At 29.2% G+C, this 17,320-nt stretch carries 12 protein-coding genes; 1 reads left to right on the plus strand and 11 read right to left on the minus strand.

What is annotated here, in order from left to right:
• Positions 1 to 12 precede the first annotated feature (12 nt).
• From MADAR_RS01030 to surE, 10 genes are all read right to left on the minus strand, one after another.
• Positions 13 to 585, minus strand: a complete 573-nt coding sequence (locus MADAR_RS01030; protein ID WP_014158682.1) for a formyltransferase family protein — start codon at positions 583 to 585, stop codon at positions 13 to 15.
• 6 nt (positions 586 to 591) lie between these two features.
• Positions 592 to 1,581, minus strand: a complete 990-nt coding sequence (purM, locus tag MADAR_RS01035; RefSeq protein ID WP_014158683.1) for a phosphoribosylformylglycinamidine cyclo-ligase — start codon at positions 1,579 to 1,581, stop codon at positions 592 to 594.
• Between the two features lie 35 nt (positions 1,582 to 1,616).
• Complete coding sequence (purF, locus tag MADAR_RS01040; RefSeq protein WP_014158684.1) at positions 1,617 to 3,029, minus strand: amidophosphoribosyltransferase; 1,413 nt, start codon at positions 3,027 to 3,029, stop codon at positions 1,617 to 1,619.
• A gap of 62 nt (positions 3,030 to 3,091) precedes the next feature.
• Positions 3,092 to 3,826 carry a phosphoribosylaminoimidazolesuccinocarboxamide synthase gene (gene purC, locus MADAR_RS01045; protein WP_014158685.1) on the minus strand — a complete coding sequence of 245 codons (735 nt, stop codon included), beginning with the start codon at positions 3,824 to 3,826 and terminating at the stop codon, positions 3,092 to 3,094.
• 2 nt (positions 3,827 to 3,828) lie between these two features.
• A complete protein-coding gene (gene purE / locus MADAR_RS01050; RefSeq protein ID WP_014158686.1) occupies positions 3,829 to 4,302 on the minus strand; it encodes a 5-(carboxyamino)imidazole ribonucleotide mutase in 474 nt (157 codons plus the stop codon).
• 14 nt (positions 4,303 to 4,316) lie between these two features.
• Positions 4,317 to 8,051, minus strand: coding sequence for a phosphoribosylformylglycinamidine synthase (locus MADAR_RS01055; protein ID WP_014158687.1), 3,735 nt, complete (start codon positions 8,049 to 8,051; stop codon positions 4,317 to 4,319).
• A 20-nt stretch (positions 8,052 to 8,071) separates the two neighbouring features.
• Positions 8,072 to 9,508: an adenylosuccinate lyase gene (gene purB, locus MADAR_RS01060; RefSeq protein WP_014158688.1), complete on the minus strand. Its 1,437-nt coding sequence runs from the start codon at positions 9,506 to 9,508 to the stop codon at positions 8,072 to 8,074.
• A 23-nt stretch (positions 9,509 to 9,531) separates the two neighbouring features.
• Complete coding sequence (locus MADAR_RS01065; RefSeq protein WP_014158689.1) at positions 9,532 to 10,836, minus strand: adenylosuccinate synthase; 1,305 nt, start codon at positions 10,834 to 10,836, stop codon at positions 9,532 to 9,534.
• A 58-nt stretch (positions 10,837 to 10,894) separates the two neighbouring features.
• Positions 10,895 to 11,863, minus strand: coding sequence for a Holliday junction branch migration DNA helicase RuvB (gene ruvB / locus MADAR_RS01070; protein WP_014158690.1), 969 nt, complete (start codon positions 11,861 to 11,863; stop codon positions 10,895 to 10,897).
• Positions 11,820 to 12,683 (minus strand): 5'/3'-nucleotidase SurE, encoded by an 864-nt coding sequence (gene surE, locus MADAR_RS01075; RefSeq protein WP_014158691.1) that lies wholly within the window; start codon positions 12,681 to 12,683, stop codon positions 11,820 to 11,822. The genes ruvB and surE overlap by 44 nt, the downstream gene beginning before the upstream one ends.
• A 29-nt stretch (positions 12,684 to 12,712) precedes the next feature.
• On the opposite strand from surE, the gene MADAR_RS01080 reads away from it, so the two are divergent.
• Positions 12,713 to 14,845, plus strand: a complete 2,133-nt coding sequence (locus MADAR_RS01080; RefSeq protein WP_014158692.1) for a carboxy terminal-processing peptidase — start codon at positions 12,713 to 12,715, stop codon at positions 14,843 to 14,845.
• 5 nt (positions 14,846 to 14,850) lie between these two features.
• On the opposite strand, the gene gyrA is transcribed toward MADAR_RS01080, so the two are convergent.
• Positions 14,851 to 17,301, minus strand: coding sequence for a DNA gyrase subunit A (gyrA, locus tag MADAR_RS01085; RefSeq protein WP_014158693.1), 2,451 nt, complete (start codon positions 17,299 to 17,301; stop codon positions 14,851 to 14,853).
• Positions 17,302 to 17,320: the final 19 nt, after the last annotated feature.

Below are 17,320 nucleotides of genomic sequence, written 5' to 3' on the forward strand. Positions count from 1 at the left end.
ATTCAATTAATTCTAATTGAGCCCAATAAAATAAGTCAAATATTGAATGAGAATCTCTTTTTCTATGAGAGATATTTTTTTGTATAAAGAGATAGGAGTTTCTTGTGAAGAAATCCTACATGATTTTCTTAAAATTATATTTCCAGAATCAATATCCTTTGTGACATAATGAATGGTAGCTCCTGATATTTTCTCTTTATTTTTTAAAACTTTTTGATGAACTCTCATTCCATACATTCCTTTTCCTCCATATTTAGGTAAGAGAGATGGATGAATATTGATGATTCTTCCTTCCCATTTTTTACAAAATTCTGCATCTAATATGGAAATAAAACCAGAAAGTACTATAAGATCTGGAATATCTTTTAACAAAAGATTGTCTATCTCTTTGGATAAATTTTTAGTATTGGCTAAAGAAAAAGTTGTAATATTCTCTTTCAATGCATATTGAATGGCTTCACAGTCTCTATCAGCAATCACTAAATTAACTTTAATTTTTTCATGAAGTACTCCATCGGTAATAGATTGTAGAATATGCCGCATACTTGTTCCTTTTCCAGAAACTAAAATAGCTATTTTTTTCATATGAATTTATTTCAAAAAAACTTTTTTATTTCCTTTAATCATATGACCAAATACAAAGGGTTTTTCTCCTAATAAACGTAATTTTTGCAAAATAGGACATTTGTCTTTAACAGAAACTATTAGAATCATTCCTACTCCCATATTAAAAGTATTCCACATTTCTTGATCAGATAAAAGCCCTTTTTCTTGAATATGATTAAAAACAGGTGGAATAGGGATTTTTTTTTTCTCTACTATAGCTTCCAAATTTTCTGGAATAACACGAAATAAATTCTCGTATATTCCACCTCCAGTAACATGAACCAATCCATGTATTAAAAAATCTTTTAATAAAAGATGAATAGTCAAATGATAAATTCTAGTTGGAATTAGAAGAGTCTCATAAAATGGTTTTTTTTGAAATTGTTGCATCAACAAATCCTCCGTATAAAAAATTTTTCTAATTAAAGAAAATCCATTGCTATGAACCCCAGAGGAAGGAATTCCAATTAAAACATCTCCTTCTTGAAGGTTTTTTTTTCCATCTATAATGTTTTTTTTTTCTACAATTCCTACACAAAATCCCGCTACATCATAATCTTTAATCTTGTAAATTCCAGGCATTTCAGCAGTCTCTCCACCAATAAAACACGTATTGTTCCTTTTACAGGAGATAGCTATACCTTGTAGAATTTTTTCTACTACCTTGTCATCAAGTTTTCCGCACGCTAAATAATCTAGAAAAAATAAAGGTTGGGCACCATGACATAATACATCATTGACACACATAGCGAAACAATCTTCTCCAATTATCCCATATTTCTTATAATCAATAGCCAAACGAAGTTTGGTTCCTACTCCATCTACTCCAGATACTAAAACAGGTTCTTTGTATCCACATACAGACATTTTATAAAGAGAAGAAAAATTATCCAATGTGCTAATAACATTATCGTTATAAGTTTTTTCCAAAATTTTACTGATTTTAGATATGGGACTACGATGATTTTCTTTCATGATGAATTTATTACCACTTATACATTAATATACAATCATTTTTTTTTATGAATCGGATAGCTTCCAGTAAAACAACCAAAACAATAATTTTGGCTTCCGAGAACATCGATTAAATTGGTCATACTTAAAAACTCTAAACTATCTACATCTAGAAATTTAGCTATACTTTCCTTATCCATATTGTATGAGATTAGGTCTTTTTGACTTGGAGTATCTACTCCTAAATAACATGGAGCTATAATAGGTGGAGAAGCACTTCTGAAATGAATCTCTTTTGCTCCTGCTTTTTTCAATATATAAACTAATCTACGACTTGTAGTACCACGAACAATCGAATCATCAATAATGACGATACGTTTTCCTCTTACTTCATTTAAGATAGAATTTAGTTTTAAATTAACCATTTTTTCACGAATTTCTTGTTTAGGGAGAATAAAAGATCTCCCAATATATTTATTCTTTACTAAAATTGGTTTAAAAGGAATTCCAGATGCTTTAGAGTATCCAATAGATGCTGGGACCCCAGAATCTGGAACACCAATAACAACATCTGCTTCTACTGGATGTTGATGATAAAGTCTTTCTCCACTTTTTTCACGAATTTCATAAACGTTGATATTGTCAATTATAGAATCAGGACGAGAGAAATAAATATATTCAAAGGAACATATTCTTCGTTTGGTTGTATGTCTATTTTTTCTAAGAATAGTAAAATGAATAGACTTTTTATCTACTAGGACCATTTCTCCTGGGAATAAATCTCTTACATAATAACCCCCTACAGAATCTATTCCACAAGTTTCAGAACTAAATATATACGTTTTTTCATTTAGCATACCATAACATAAGGGACGAATTCCATTTGGATCTCTAAAAGCCGCAATTTTATTATTATCCATAAGAACTATTACGGAATAGGCTCCTTGAATATCAAGAGTTGTTTTTTGAACAGCTATTTCTAGGTTATTATCATATTTTGATAAATATTTTTGTATTAAACGTAAAATAACTTCTGAATCTGAATTGGATATAAAATTGATTCCTTTTGATTCTAGATTATTACGAATTTTATTAGCATTTACTAAATTTCCATTGTGTACGATAGAAATCGTACTTTTTCCATAAGAATTTTCTCCAAAGAATGGTTGAATATTTTTTTTGCTCTGTCCCCCCTCTGTAGAATAACGTGTATGTCCAATAACAGCATTTCCATGATAACATTCAGAATTTGAAATTTCTCGAAAGGAATCCAAAACAAGACCTTCACTTTTATGAGATAAAATAAAACCATCTCGTAAAACAGAGAAACCACAAGCTTCTTGACCTCGGTGCTGTAAGGAAAATAATCCAAACTGTATGAGAGAAAATGTATCTATCTTATGATTGGAATAAATACCGAAAACACCGCATTCCTCATGAAATTTATCAATAGGAAATAATTGAGACATCCTCTTTTTTTTTTCTGTAAAAAGAAAATATTTGTCCCTTTCTTAAATTTAAATGGATTAAATTAAGATGAATTTTCATTCAATCTTTTGAAGATTTCCATATAAGTATTAAGAATAACCTCTTCATTGCATCCACTCCTAAATTTATCTTTATCAAGTTTTGTCATAGTTTTTTTATCCCAAAGACGACATGTATCCGGACTGATTTCGTCAGAAAGTAAAATTTTCTTTGTTTGATCCTTTCCAAATTCTATTTTAAAATCTACCAATATAATATTTTTATCTAAAAAATATTTTCTAAGAATATCGTTAGTCCTAGATACAATTCGATTGATTTTATTCAATTCTTCATAAGAAATTATATTTAAAAATACAGCATGATGATGGTTTATCCATGGATCTTTCAATACATCATTCTTATAAAATATTTCAAAAATTGTATTCTTTATTGGGGTTCCTTCTCTGATGCCCAAACGCCTAGACATACTTCCAGAAACAATATTACGAACAACAAATTCTAATGGAATAATCTCCACCTTATGACATAATTGTTCTCTTTCATTGATTTTACGAATGAAATGAGTTTTTATTCCATAAGAATTAAGAAATTTAAATATGAATGTTGTTATTTCGTTGTTTAAAATTCCTTTATTCTGTAAAAATATATTTTTTAATCCATCTAAAGCCGTGAGGCTATCCTTGTAATGAATAATAATCTTATGTGGATTATCTGTAGCATATATTTTTTTTGTTTTTCCTTCTGATAACTTTTTTCTTCTACTACTATCGATACTCATAATTATTTTTCTATTTTAGTGAATAGTTTATCTTTTCTAAATTTCAACAAGGATTCTTTTATTTCTTTGTATTTTACAGCTAATATATGAACGGATAATAAGGCCGCGTTATAGGCATTATTGATTCCAACTGTAGCTACAGGAACATCTTTAGGCATTTGAACAATAGAAAAAAGAGCATCCATTCCACCTAATAATCCATTTTTTTTATCCAAAATAGGAACCCCTATAACGGGTAAAATAGTTTTTGAAGCTATTATTCCTGGTAAATGTGCGGATAATCCAGCTCCTGCAATAATAACCTCCACTTCTTTTACAGATTCTATTTCTCTTATTGTATGGGATAATATATCTGGTAAGCGATGTGCAGATATAACATAAGTTTGATTTTTTATATTAAATTTATTTAGTATTTCTTCCGAAATTTTCATCGTTGGTTTATCGGATCTACTTCCACAAAATATAGCTACTTTCATATGATGAATTATAATTATAAAAAGTATTGAACTGCATTTTTAAAAATAGAATGTTCGTTGATATCAGGGATATTTTGTAATAATCCATAATTATAACGCTCTGGATGAGTCATTCTTCCATAAATTTTTCCATCTTCACTTAATATCCCTTCCACAGCTTCTACAGATCCATTTGGATTATAGCGTCTATCTAAAGTTGGGTGTCCTTTTAAATCTACATATTGCGTTGCTATTTGATTCTTTTTTAATAAAATATTGGTTATGTTTTCACTGGCATAAAACCTCCCTTCACTATGAGAGAGCGGTACAGTATATACTTTATCTTTCATTCCTTTTAACCATGGAGATTGATCCGAAATAACTTTTATATGAACACACTGGGATATATGTTTTCCGCTTTCGTTATAGGTTAGTGTAGGAGACTTATGATGACGAACTCCTATTTTCCCATAAGGTAATAATCCAGATTTTATTAGTCCCTGAAATCCGTTACAAATACCTAAAATCAATCCATCATGATCAAGAAAATATTTCACAGACTCTTGTATGTATGGATTATGTAATACAGACGTAATAAACTTTGCCGAACCATCGGGTTCATCTCCAGCACTAAATCCTCCACAAAGCATAAATATTTGTACAGATTTTATATATCTTTCCATTTGAGATATGGATTCAATAAGAATATCTTTATCTATTGAGTTTTTAAATACATAATTTTTTACTATGGCTCCTTCTTTTTCAAAAGCTTGAATAGATTCAAATTCACAATTTGTTCCAGGAAATATTGGAATAAATACACGTGGTACTACTTTTTTATTCGATTTCCATATTGAAATAGATTGAGGTTTTTTTCTTTTTTTTCGTAGAATATTTTTTTTATGGATAATTCCATGGTTAAAAATAGGGGTTAATGTTTTTAACCAAATTTTTATAGCTTCCTCTATATTAATAGAAACTCCATTAAAATTCAAATTTTTAGACGATACAACTTCTCCTATTAATAGGAACTCTTTTGAAGAAATAAAATCAGAGGTCTCTATGATTAATGAACCTATATGGGTTTCAAGAAAATGGTCATTGTAATGAATAACAACACCTAAACGATTTCCAAAAGACATTTTGGCAATAGCAACGGAAATTCCTCCATCTTTTACAGTTTTTACAGAAACTATTTTTCCAGAACAAATATCTTTATAAACTTTATCGTATGCATTTTTCAGAGAATCAAAATCTGGCATTTCATTTTTTAAAGGTTTATGATGATACAAATATATTTTATTCCCTATTTTTTTTAATTCAGGGGATACTATATTCCAACAGGAACCTGTTGTTACTCCAAAAGCTATTAATGTTGGAGGGACGTGTATATTTTTATATGTTCCAGACATGCTGTCTTTCCCTCCAATAGAAGCTAAACCAAAAGCAATTTGTGCATGATAAGCTCCTAACAAAGAAGAAAATGGTTCTCCCCATTTTTTTGGATCGTTTCCTAATTTTTGATAATATTCTTGAAAACTAAAATAAGTATTTTTATAATTTCCACCCATAGCAACAATTTTAGCAACACATTCCACTATAGCATAAGCTCCTCCATGAAGAGGACTCCAAGTAGAAATATCTGGATGAAAACCCCAAGAAGCTAAGCTTACCGTTGTAGTTTCTCCATAATATACAGGAATTTTGTGTACACTTCCTTCAGATGGAGTTATTTGGTACTTACCTCCGAAAGGCATCAATATGGTAGTAGCTCCTACAGTACTATCAAACATTTCTACCATACTTTTTTGAGAAGAAATATTTAATTGAGAAAGAGATTCTAAGAACGTTTCTTTACTGAAATTAACATCCTTTGATTTTTGAAAAGGAGAAAGTTCAGTAGTAGGAGAGTTGACATGAACCACCTTTTTTTTATTAGCTCCACCTGTATTTAAGAAAGAACTTTTCAAGTTCAATATTTTTTTTCCTTTATGATAAAATATTATACGTTCATTATCCGTTACTACAGCTATTGGGACGGAAAGAATATTTTCTTTACGAGCTAACATCATAAATTTTTTTACATCATATGGATCTAATACAACAGCCATCCGTTCCTGGGATTCTGAAAGTGCTATTTCTAAAGGATCTAAATAGGTGTTTTTTTTTATTGGAATTTTATCCAAATGAAGAACTAAACTATTACTCAATTCACCTATAGCTACTGAAGCTCCTCCTGCTCCAAAATCATTGCATTTTTTTATCAATGATATTACTTCTTTTTTTCTAAAAAATCTTTGTATTTGTCTTTCTATTATTGGATTTCCTTTTTGAATTTTTTTCATATTGGAATTCTTATCCTCGTATTTTTTAGAAGATTCCGTAGCGCCTCCTATTCCATCCCTTCCTGTCCATCCACCTATCAATAGAATAATATCTCCTTTTTTTGGTGGCTTTATTTTTACATAATCAACTGGAACAGCTCCTATAACCATTCCTACTTCCATTTTTTTTGCTCTATACCCTTCATGATAAATTTCATGGATATGGCTAGTGGCTACTCCGACTTGATTTCCATAAAAACTATAACCATAAGCGGATTCACAGCATATTTTACGTTGTGGTAATTTTCCATTCAATGTTTTTGTAGTGGTGGTAGGATCAGAGGCTCCACTTAATCGAATAGATTGATAGACAAAACCTCTTCCAGACAAAATATCTCTAATTGCCCCTCCTATACAAGTAGAAGCACCTCCAAAAGGATCAATTTCCGTAGGATGATTGTGAGTTTCATTTTTAAATAATAAATACCACTCCTCTTTTTCTTTTTTTTTATCCATATCTATAATATCTACGTCTATTTTCATCATACAAGAATTACGTTCTTTCAAAGAGGATACATAGTTTTTCAATTTTCCTTTTTTAGAAAGTATCTTAGCAGGAAGATTAGACAAATCCATCAAATTTATAGGATGGTCGGATCTTCCTATAGAATTACGATCTTTTAAATATTCGTTAAAAATATTTTGATACGTTTCTTTAAATTTTCCATCAAAAGTTATATCTACCAATGTAGTAAAAAATGTAGAATGACGACAATGATCCGACCAATAGGTATCTAAAATACGTAATTCCGCTTCTGTAGGATCACGATTTTCTTCTTCATAAAAATATTGTTGAATGAACAATAAATCATTTAAATCAATAGAAAAATTCCATTCTTTATGAATTTTTTTTAGTTCTTCATGAGTAAAATGAATAAAACCTTCTACAATTTTAAGATTCTTTTTGTTTCCATTTTTTTTCTTGAAAGAAGAAGAAAAATGTGGCTCCATTTCTTTAAGATTTTTCTCCTTATAAACATTTGGATTGATACAATAATTTTTTATGTTATAAATATCCTCATTTGGATTCAATCCTATTAATTCGATTAATCGACCTGTTTTTATAAATACTGTAGATAAAGGATCCATAATTTTTAAGCATTGCATAGCAGCATCTGCACGTGGATCATATTCTCCTGGTAAATATTCTATAGCAAAATATGGATTCTTTAAATGTATTTTTTTACGGTAAATATCTGTTACAGGATCCACAAAAACTTTATACAAAGTATCTGTAAAAAATTTTTTTTCGATATGAAAGATATCGTATATATGATAAACAATTACTTGATCTAATGAGATATCCATATCTTTTAATTCCTGATATAATTTTATAGAATAAATGTCAAAAGAAACTCTTTTTTGTATATATATCCTAAAATCCATTAGAATTATACGATATGAAACTAAACTTTAATATTTCTACTACTACTATTGGAATCTATAAAACGATGAAATCGATCCAAGACTGGATTGACTTCTTTTTCAATAAATTCTAAGGATTGATCGGAAGAAAATCCGATAAATTTTTTAGGATCCATCATTTTATTTATTTTATCCCTATTGATAGGAATTGTTTCATCGTTTAAAATACGTTCGATAAAATCATTTTCTTTTCCTTCTAATTTTATTTTTGAGTTTGTTTTCATGGAATGAATTCGTATTCTATCATGAACTTTTTGTCTATCTGCTCCATTTTTTACACTTTCTACAAGAATAGATTCAGTTATTAAAAATGGAAATTCTTGATGGATATTTTTTTCTATCATTTTAGGATAGACAACAATATTTTCCAATACATGATTCCAAATCATTAAAATAGAATCTATTGCTAGAAATGCTTGTGCAATAACCAATCTTCTATTGGCTGAATCATCTAAAGTACGTTCCAACCACTGAGTTGCTGCAACCATAGCTGAACTATTCGATAGAGAAATAACATATTTGGCTAAAGACGCTATACGTTCACTAAGTATTGGATTTTGTTTATAAGCCATAGCACTGGATCCAATTTGTTCTTTTTCAAATGGCTCTTCTATTTCTTTCAAATTTTGTAACAAACGTAAATCGTTGCTAAATTTGTGAGAAGTTTGAGAAATATTGGATAATAAATTTAATATTTGTGCATCCACTTTTCTATCGTAAGTTTGACCTGTAACAGGAAAAACTTTTTGAAATCCAAATTTATTGGATAATTCTTTTTCCATTATTTTTACTTTCTGTAAATCTCCATCAAATAATTCTTTGAAACTAGCTGCTGTTCCTACAGTTCCTTTAACTCCTCTGAAAAAAATATTTTCTAATCTAAATTCTAATTCTTTTACGTCCATTAGTAAACTTTGTATCCATAAAGAGGATCGTTTTCCAACAGTAGTCAGTTGAGCAGGTTGGTAATGAGTAAAAGCTAAGGTAGGTAGATTATGATATTCTAAGGTAAAATTTCTCAGACGAAAGAGAACATTGATTAATTTATTAAGGATAATTTCTAATCCATCTCGTATGAGAATAAGATCAGTATTGTCGACTAGAAAAGCACTTGTAGCACCCAAATGAATAATTGGTTTAGCTATAATCGCTTTTTCTCCAAAAGCATATAGATGAGCCATGACATCATGACGTAATTTCTTTTCATAAAAAGCAACCCTTTTCCAATCGATATCATATAAATGTTTTTTTAAATCATTGATTTGTTCTTCCTTAATATTTAAACCTAATTTTTTTTGTATCTCCGCTAAAGAGAGCCAAAGTTGCCTCCATGTAGTAAACTTTTTTTTTGGAGAAAAATTATACAACATTTCTTTACTACTGTATCGTTCGATTAAAGGATTTTTATATTCTTTCACAAGAAATGATTTTTTTGTAAATATTAAGAAAAAATTTTAAAAAAAGAAGATTTATTTTTGATAATGTTTTGATTTCTCTCAGAACCTACAGAAATTAATAGAATCTCCAAATTTAAATAACTTTCTATAAAATTAACATATTTTTTGCAATTTTTTGGCAAATACTCATACTCATATATATGAGATATATCTTTTTTCCAACCAGGAAAATCTATATAAATAGCTTCTACCTTTTCTTCAAACAATTCTATGCTTGCTGGAAAATATTGGATTCTTTTTCCATTTATTTTGTATTCTACACACACTTTAATGAATTCCAATTCACTTAAAACATCCATCTTTGTAATGATTAAATGAGTAATTCCATTAATCATGCAGGAATACTTTAGGGATAGAAGATCCAACCATCCGCATCTTCTTGGTCTATTGGTGGTTGATCCATATTCATTTCCCCTTCGACGGATTATATCGCTCATATTATTCCTAATCTCTGTAGGAAAAGGGCCAGAACCTACACGTGTACAGTAAGATTTTGCTACTCCTATAAAATTTTTTAAAAGATTAGGAGGAATTCCGGACCCTGTACATACTCCACCTGTAGAAGTTGAAGAAGTAGTAACATATGGGTAAGTCCCATAATTTATATCCAATAGCATAGCTTGAGCTCCTTCAAATAAAATTTTTTTTCCTTTATGAAAAGCGTTATGTATCTCATATACAGAATCTATAATACGAGGAGAAAGAGTTTTCGCGTACTCTATATATTCTTCATATATGGACTGAAAGGAAATAGAGGGCCTTTTATATACTTTTGTTATAATTTTATTTTTATAATCTATGTTTTCCTTTAATTTTTTATAAAAAATTTTTAAATTTAAAAAGTCTAATACACGGATTCCTATACGAGCTATTTTATCTTCATAAGTAGGTCCAATTCCACGGTGTGTAGTTCCAATAGATCTATCTCCTAAATATTCTTCTTTATATTGATCCAGTAAACGATGATAAGGCATGGTTATATGCGCACGTTTCGACAAAAAAACTTTAGAAGTATTGATCCCTATAGATTCTATATCTTTGATTTCTTGAATCAAAGATTTTGGATCTATCACTACTCCAGGACCTATAATACATTTAATGAAAGGATAAACAACTCCAGATGGAATTAAATGAAGAATAAAATAACGATTATTAATATGAATAGAATGACCAGAATTATTTCCCCCCTGATAACGGATTACATAATCTGAATTTTTAGCAAGTAGATCTGTGATTTTTCCTTTTCCCTCGTCACCCCATTGGAGACCAACAATAACATTTGAAGGCATGATATCTTTTTAAATTCTTTTTTGTTTACAAATATAAATAGATAATAAAAAAATTGTTTTATTTTTTTTGTATTTTTCGTTTTAGATGTTCATAAGCTAACATTGTGGCCTTTCTTCCTCTAGGGGTTCTTACTAAATATCCCTCTTGAATAAGAAAAGGTTCATATACTTCTTCTATTGTATCGGAGTTTTCACTTACAGCTGTTGCTATGGTATTAATTCCCACAGGACCTCCCTTAAAGTGATCAATAATATACAGAAGAATTCTATTATCCATCTCGTCCAATCCATGTTGGTCTACATTAAGCGATTGCAATCCTAAATTACATATTTTAATATCTATAGTTCCGTTTCCTTTTATTTGAGCGAAATCACGAATTCTACGAAGTAAAAAATTCGCTACACGTGGAGTTCCACGACTTCTATTAGCTATTTCATAAGAAGCTTCTTCGGTGATTGGAATTTTTAATATTTTGGCACTACGATCTACAATTTTTTTTAATAATTCTTTTTGATAATAGGTTAAACGAAAATTTATTCCAAATCTAGAACGCATAGGAGCTGTCAATAAACCAGATCTTGTTGTTGCTCCTATTAAGGTAAAAGGAGATAAATCTATTTGAACTGATCGGGCATTATTGGATCCAGAATCTATTATAATATCGATTTTGTAATTTTCCATAGCAGAATACAAATATTCTTCAACTATAGGCGAAAGACGATGTATTTCATCAATAAATAAAACATCGTTTAAATTTAAATGAATAAGCAAACCGGCTAAATCTCCCGGTTTATCCAAAACAGATCCTGAAGTTACAGAGATATTTACCCCTAATTCATTAGACACTATATGAGCAAGAGTTGTTTTTCCTAATCCTGGAGGACCATGAAATAGAATATGATCTAAGGATTCTTTTCTTTTTTTAGCCGCTTGAATAAAAATTTTTAAATTTTCTAAAACATCACGTTGTCCAACAAATTCTTTAATATTCTTTGGATTTAAAACCACTTCTAAAAGAGCTGACACAACCGATAAATTTTTTGTTCATAATAAGAAAAAAAAAAATTAAGATAAAATTCCATGATCTCAAAATATTTAAAGTTGGATAATCGGTTAAATCAAATTTTATAGGAACAACAGAAACGTATCCATTTTTTAAGGCCCATTCATCAGTATCTGATTTATTATTATCAAAATTAACAAAATCTCCGACTAACCAATAATAAGTTCTTCCTTTTGGATTATAACGTTTATCAAAACTTTCTTCCCATTTAGCTTCTGCCTGTCTGCATATTTTAATTCCTTTTATTTGTTCTTTTTTTAATTTTGGAATATTGACATTGAGACTAATATTTCCTTTTGGAATAGGATTATGAAGAATTTTATTTACAATTTTACATACATACTTTTTAGATGGTTCAAAATCGGCATTCCAATCAAAATCTAAAAGAGAAAAACCAACAGATGGTATTCCCTCTATTCCAGCTTCTATTACTGCAGAAATAGTTCCAGAATACATAATATTTATGGAAGAATTAGACCCATGATTAATTCCAGATACACAGATATCAGGTTTTCTTGGAAGAATATTACTAAGGGCTAATTTTACACAATCCACAGGAGTCCCTGAACATTCCCATTCTTTTTGATATCCATTATCAATTTGTACCGAATCACAATACAATACCGAATCCATTGTAATGGAATGGCCTACTCCAGATTGAGGTTTATTTGGAGCAACAACATAGACATCCCCTAAAGAATTCATAGCATGAACAAGAGCTCGAATCCCTGGAGCTATAATTCCATCATCGTTTGTCACTAAAATAATCGGTTTTTTTTTCATTTTTTAATCAAGTATATTGTAATTTTATTATGATTATTCCATCTTCTAAATTTAGAAATTTAAAGTATATAATAATTGGTTTCCTTTTTACTTTTTTATTAAGCTTTTGTTCTTCAAATAATACTACTACAAAAGAAGAAGAAAAACATCGCATTATATTAAAAACCATATACCAAACACTTGATCTTTTACATCCTAGTTCCATTGATATTGACGATCATTTTTCACAAAAAGTATATCAAAAATATTTTGAGAATTTAGATCATCAAAAACGTTTTTTTATGCAAAAAGACATAGACAATCTCTCTTGTTATAGAGAAAAAATAGACGAGGATTGGATCAATGGAGATCCAAAATTTTTCAATATTACAATGGATTTTTTTTATCAAAGAATCAAAGATGTGGAAAATTTTTGTTTGAAAATTTTAAAAAAGCCCTTCGATTTTAATAAAAAAGAAGTATTCATCCCTGGAGAATATAAATATTTTTATCCAAAAAATAAACAAAAATGGATGGAAGAATGGAGAAAATATTTAAAATATTTGACTATTATGGAAATAGTTTCTCCATTGAATAATCCCAAAGAAAATATTTGGAAAAATCCAAAAAAAGATATTTGGAGAAATATATTTATGAATAAAGAAGAACAATCAAGAAAAAAAGTAGAAGAGAATATACGAGAATATTTTAGAAAATTAAAAATAAGAAAAAAAAAAGATTGGTTTTCTATGTATGTAAATACTATTACCTCACAATATGATCCTCATACTATTTATTTTTCACCTAAAGAAAAGGAAAATTTTGATTTCAATATGTCTGGAGAAATAGAAGGAATTGGAGTGGAATTGAAAGAGGATAAAGGATATGCTACTATTGTAAAAATCATTGTTGGGGGACCAGCATGGAAAAGTAAAAAAATAGAAATAGGAGATAAAATTATTCGAGTAGCAAGCAATCCAAATTCAGAATACAAGAACATTACAGGAATGTTATTGGACAACTCTATTCGTCTTATAAGAGGCAAAAAAGGGAGCAAAGTAAAATTAACAATTCAAAAAAAAGATGGCTCTATAGAAGAAGTGATACTTATTAGGGATACTATTGAAAAAAAAGAAATTTTTGCAAAAAGCGTTACATTATTGGATGATAATAATAAGGATAAATATGGATTAATACATTTACCAGAATTTTATTTTAATCCTGAAAATAAAAATGGAAGAAATGCGGCTAAAGATATGAGAAGAATTATTCAAGAATTAAAAAAAGAAAATATTCAAGGTCTTATTGTGGATATAAGGAATAATGGAGGTGGATCTTTAGATACTGTCGTAGAAATTGCGGGATTATTCTTAGGAAAAGTTCCCATAGTACAAGTTGGTCTTTCTGATAGAAAAAAAAAGAAAATATTAAAGAATAAAGATCCTCAAGTTCTCTGGGAAGGTCCTCTCGTGATCCTTGTAAATGAATTATCGGCTTCTGCATCCGAAATTCTTGCTTCTGCTATAGTGGATTATAAAAGAGGAATCATTGTTGGAAGCTATCAAACATATGGAAAAGGAACTGTTCAAACTTTTTATCCATTAAATAAATTTTTTTTCTTTAATGAAGAATTGGGGTATTTAAAATTTACCATAAGTAAATTTTATAGAGTCAATGGGAGTTCTACTCAATTGAAAGGCGTAAATTCAGATATCGTAATTCCAAATAATATTTCTTGTTCACTCAAAATTATGGAAAAAGATCAACCAAATTCTATGATATGGGATCGTATTGATTCTCTCAGTTTTCCATTTTGGAAAAAAGATAGAGGATATTTAGAAAAAATAAAGTTAAAAAGTATAAATCGTATAAAGAAACATCATAAATTAATGACCATGGATAAAACCATCCAATTATTAGAAAAAAGATTTCTAAATAATAAATATGTTTCTCTTAATTGGAAAGATTTTTATTATGAAACCTTAAAAATAAAAAAAATTAACAAAGAATTTGAAACATTAAAAAACTGCTTCAATGTATATGGATTACGAGCTTTTCCTCCACGTTACAAAATTGTTTCAAAATATAAATTAGAACAAAAAGAATGGATCAATAATCTATTGAAAGATTTTCATATAGCAGAATGTGTAAATATTTTACGAGATTTCAAGGAAATTTCATGAAGCGATTAAACTACCTGTTTGTTATAAACTTTTTCTACATCAGCAATTTCCTCATTTTTTTTTAAATTTATCAGTTTTACTCCTTGAGTATCCCTTCCCATAACTCGTATATCCGAGACAGGAATACGTATGATAATTCCAGATTTTTTAATAATCATTAGATCATCTTGATCCGTTACTTTTTTTATAGCGATTAAACTCCCTGTTTTTTGAGTGATGTTTATTGTTTTTATCCCTTTTCCTCCACGATTAGTAATTCGGTAATCTTTTAAATTGGATCTTTTTCCAAATCCTTTATCAGAAACCACCAATAAATGTTGTCCTTTTTCCTCTTTCTCTAAACATATCATTCCAATTACAGAGTCTTCCGGAATGGTTAAATTAATACCTATAACTCCAGAAGACATTCTTCCAGTTGAACGAACTTTATCTTCTGAAAAACGAATTATTTTTCCACTTTTTACAGCAATAAAAATATGACTATTTCCCTTAATTAAGATAGCTTCTAATAAGGAATCTCCTTCACGAATTACAATAGCTTTGATTCCATCCTTTCTAGGACGTGAATAATGCTTCAAAGAAGTTTTTTTAACCATTCCTTTTTGAGTTACCATCATGACGTAATGATTCTTAACATACTTATTTTTTGTCAGGTCTCCAGTTAATATGTAAGCATTCACTTTATCATCTGGTTGTAGATGAATCATATTTTGTATGGCTCTTCCTTTAGAAATTTTTGATCCTTCTGGAATTTCATAGACTCTTAACCAAAAACATTTCCCTTTTTCTGTAAAAATAAGTAAATATTGATGATTAGTAGCTATGAGTAGATGTTTGAAAAAATCCGATTCTCTAGCAATTGCCCCTCTATTTCCAAAACCTCCTCTTCCTTGACATTTGTATTCTGATAAAGAAGTTCTTTTGATGTATCCAGCATGAGAAATAGTCAGGACTACCTGTTCATCTTCAATAAGATCTTCCATGTTCACTTCACTTCCTAAGTAATCAATTTGTGTGCGACGTTTATCTTGATATTTATCTTTGATATTTAAAAGTTCTTTTTTTATAATTCTCATCCTGATAGAATGTTGTCTTAAGACATTTTCTAAAAACGCTATCTTTTTCACCAATTCTTTATGTTCTCTTTTAATCTTATCAATTTCTAAAGAAGTAAGACTTTGTAAACGAATATCCAAAATGGATTTGGATTGATGCTTAGATAGTTTAAATTTTTGAATAAGTCTATCACAAGCTTCATTATGATCCTTAGAATCTTTGATTAATTCAATCATTTTATCTAAATGATCCAATATTGTTAAAAAACCTATCAAAGTCTGAATACGATTTTTATATTTTTTCAATTCGTATTGAGTACGACGAATAATAACACTTTGTCTATGATCCACAAAATGTTGTATAAGATCTTTTATATTTAGTTGAACTGGTTTTCCATTAACTAAAGCAATGTTATTAACGTTGAAATAAGTTTGTAAAGAAGTATATTTGAATAGATTATTCAATAAAACATTAGTATTTATTATATTTTGTTTCAGTACATATACTATACGTAATCCATTCCTATCCGATTCATCACGAATTTGATAAATTCCTTCCAACTTTCCATCCTTCATTAATTCTACTGTTCTATTAATCATCTCTGATTTATTCACTTGATAAGGGATTTCATCCACAACAATACATTGTCTTCCATGAATTTCTTCTAAATGAACCTTTGCGCGTAATACAATACGACCTTTTCCAGTATGGAAAGCTTTCTTTACGCCATCGTATCCGTAAATAATTCCTCCTGTAGGAAAATCTGGAGCTTTAATATATTCCATTATTTGTTCTACGGATATGTCATTATTATCTATATATGCGCAAATAGCTTTTATAGTTTCTTTTAAATTATGAGGAGGAATGTTTGTGGCCATTCCTACGGCTATTCCAGAAGACCCATTGATCAAAAGATTAGGAATACGTGTAGGCAATACCGTAGGTTCTTCTAGAGAATCATCAAAATTCAGTTGCATATCCACTGTTCCTTTTTTTATGTCCAACAACATTTCTTCAGATATTTTTTTCATCCTAACTTCCGTATAACGCATTGCTGCAGGTGGATCTGCATCTAATGAACCGAAATTTCCCTGTCCATCTATTAATGGATAACGAAGAGTCCATTTTTGCGACATACGAACCATCGTATCGTAAACGGAAATATCTCCATGCGGATGATATTTTCCCAGTACTTCTCCAACAATACGAGCCGATTTTTTATAGGAATTATTAGAAAAAATTCCTAATTGGTACATTCCATAAAGAACTCTTCTATGTACAGGTTTTAATCCATCTCTTGCGTCAGGAAGAGCTCTGGATACAATAACGGACATAGAATAATCTATGTAGGAGGATTTCATTTCATCTTCAATATTAATAGAAATTAATTTTTCTCCCATCTTTTTATTTATTTTTTTT

The sequence above is a fragment of the Blattabacterium sp. (Mastotermes darwiniensis) str. MADAR genome, from assembly GCF_000233435.1.
Lineage (GTDB): Bacteria > Bacteroidota > Bacteroidia > Flavobacteriales > Blattabacteriaceae > Blattabacterium.

What these genes read in the sequence shown, in the direction of transcription:
- MADAR_RS01030 (WP_014158682.1), bottom strand. Translation starts at nt 585, where the DNA reads ATGAAAAAAATAGCTATTTTAGTTTCTGGAAAAGGAACAAGTATGCGG.
- purM (WP_014158683.1), bottom strand. Translation starts at nt 1,581, where the DNA reads ATGAAAGAAAATCATCGTAGTCCCATATCTAAAATCAGTAAAATTTTG.
- purF (WP_014158684.1), bottom strand. Translation starts at nt 3,029, where the DNA reads ATGTCTCAATTATTTCCTATTGATAAATTTCATGAGGAATGCGGTGTT.
- purC (WP_014158685.1), bottom strand. Translation starts at nt 3,826, where the DNA reads ATGAGTATCGATAGTAGTAGAAGAAAAAAGTTATCAGAAGGAAAAACA.
- purE (WP_014158686.1), bottom strand. Translation starts at nt 4,302, where the DNA reads ATGAAAGTAGCTATATTTTGTGGAAGTAGATCCGATAAACCAACGATG.
- MADAR_RS01055 (WP_014158687.1), bottom strand. Translation starts at nt 8,051, where the DNA reads ATGGATTTTAGGATATATATACAAAAAAGAGTTTCTTTTGACATTTAT.
- MADAR_RS01065 (WP_014158689.1), bottom strand. Translation starts at nt 10,836, where the DNA reads ATGCCTTCAAATGTTATTGTTGGTCTCCAATGGGGTGACGAGGGAAAA.
- surE (WP_014158691.1), bottom strand. Translation starts at nt 12,683, where the DNA reads ATGAAAAAAAAACCGATTATTTTAGTGACAAACGATGATGGAATTATA.
- MADAR_RS01080 (WP_014158692.1), top strand. Translation starts at nt 12,713, where the DNA reads ATGATTATTCCATCTTCTAAATTTAGAAATTTAAAGTATATAATAATT.
- gyrA (WP_014158693.1), bottom strand. Translation starts at nt 17,301, where the DNA reads ATGGGAGAAAAATTAATTTCTATTAATATTGAAGATGAAATGAAATCC.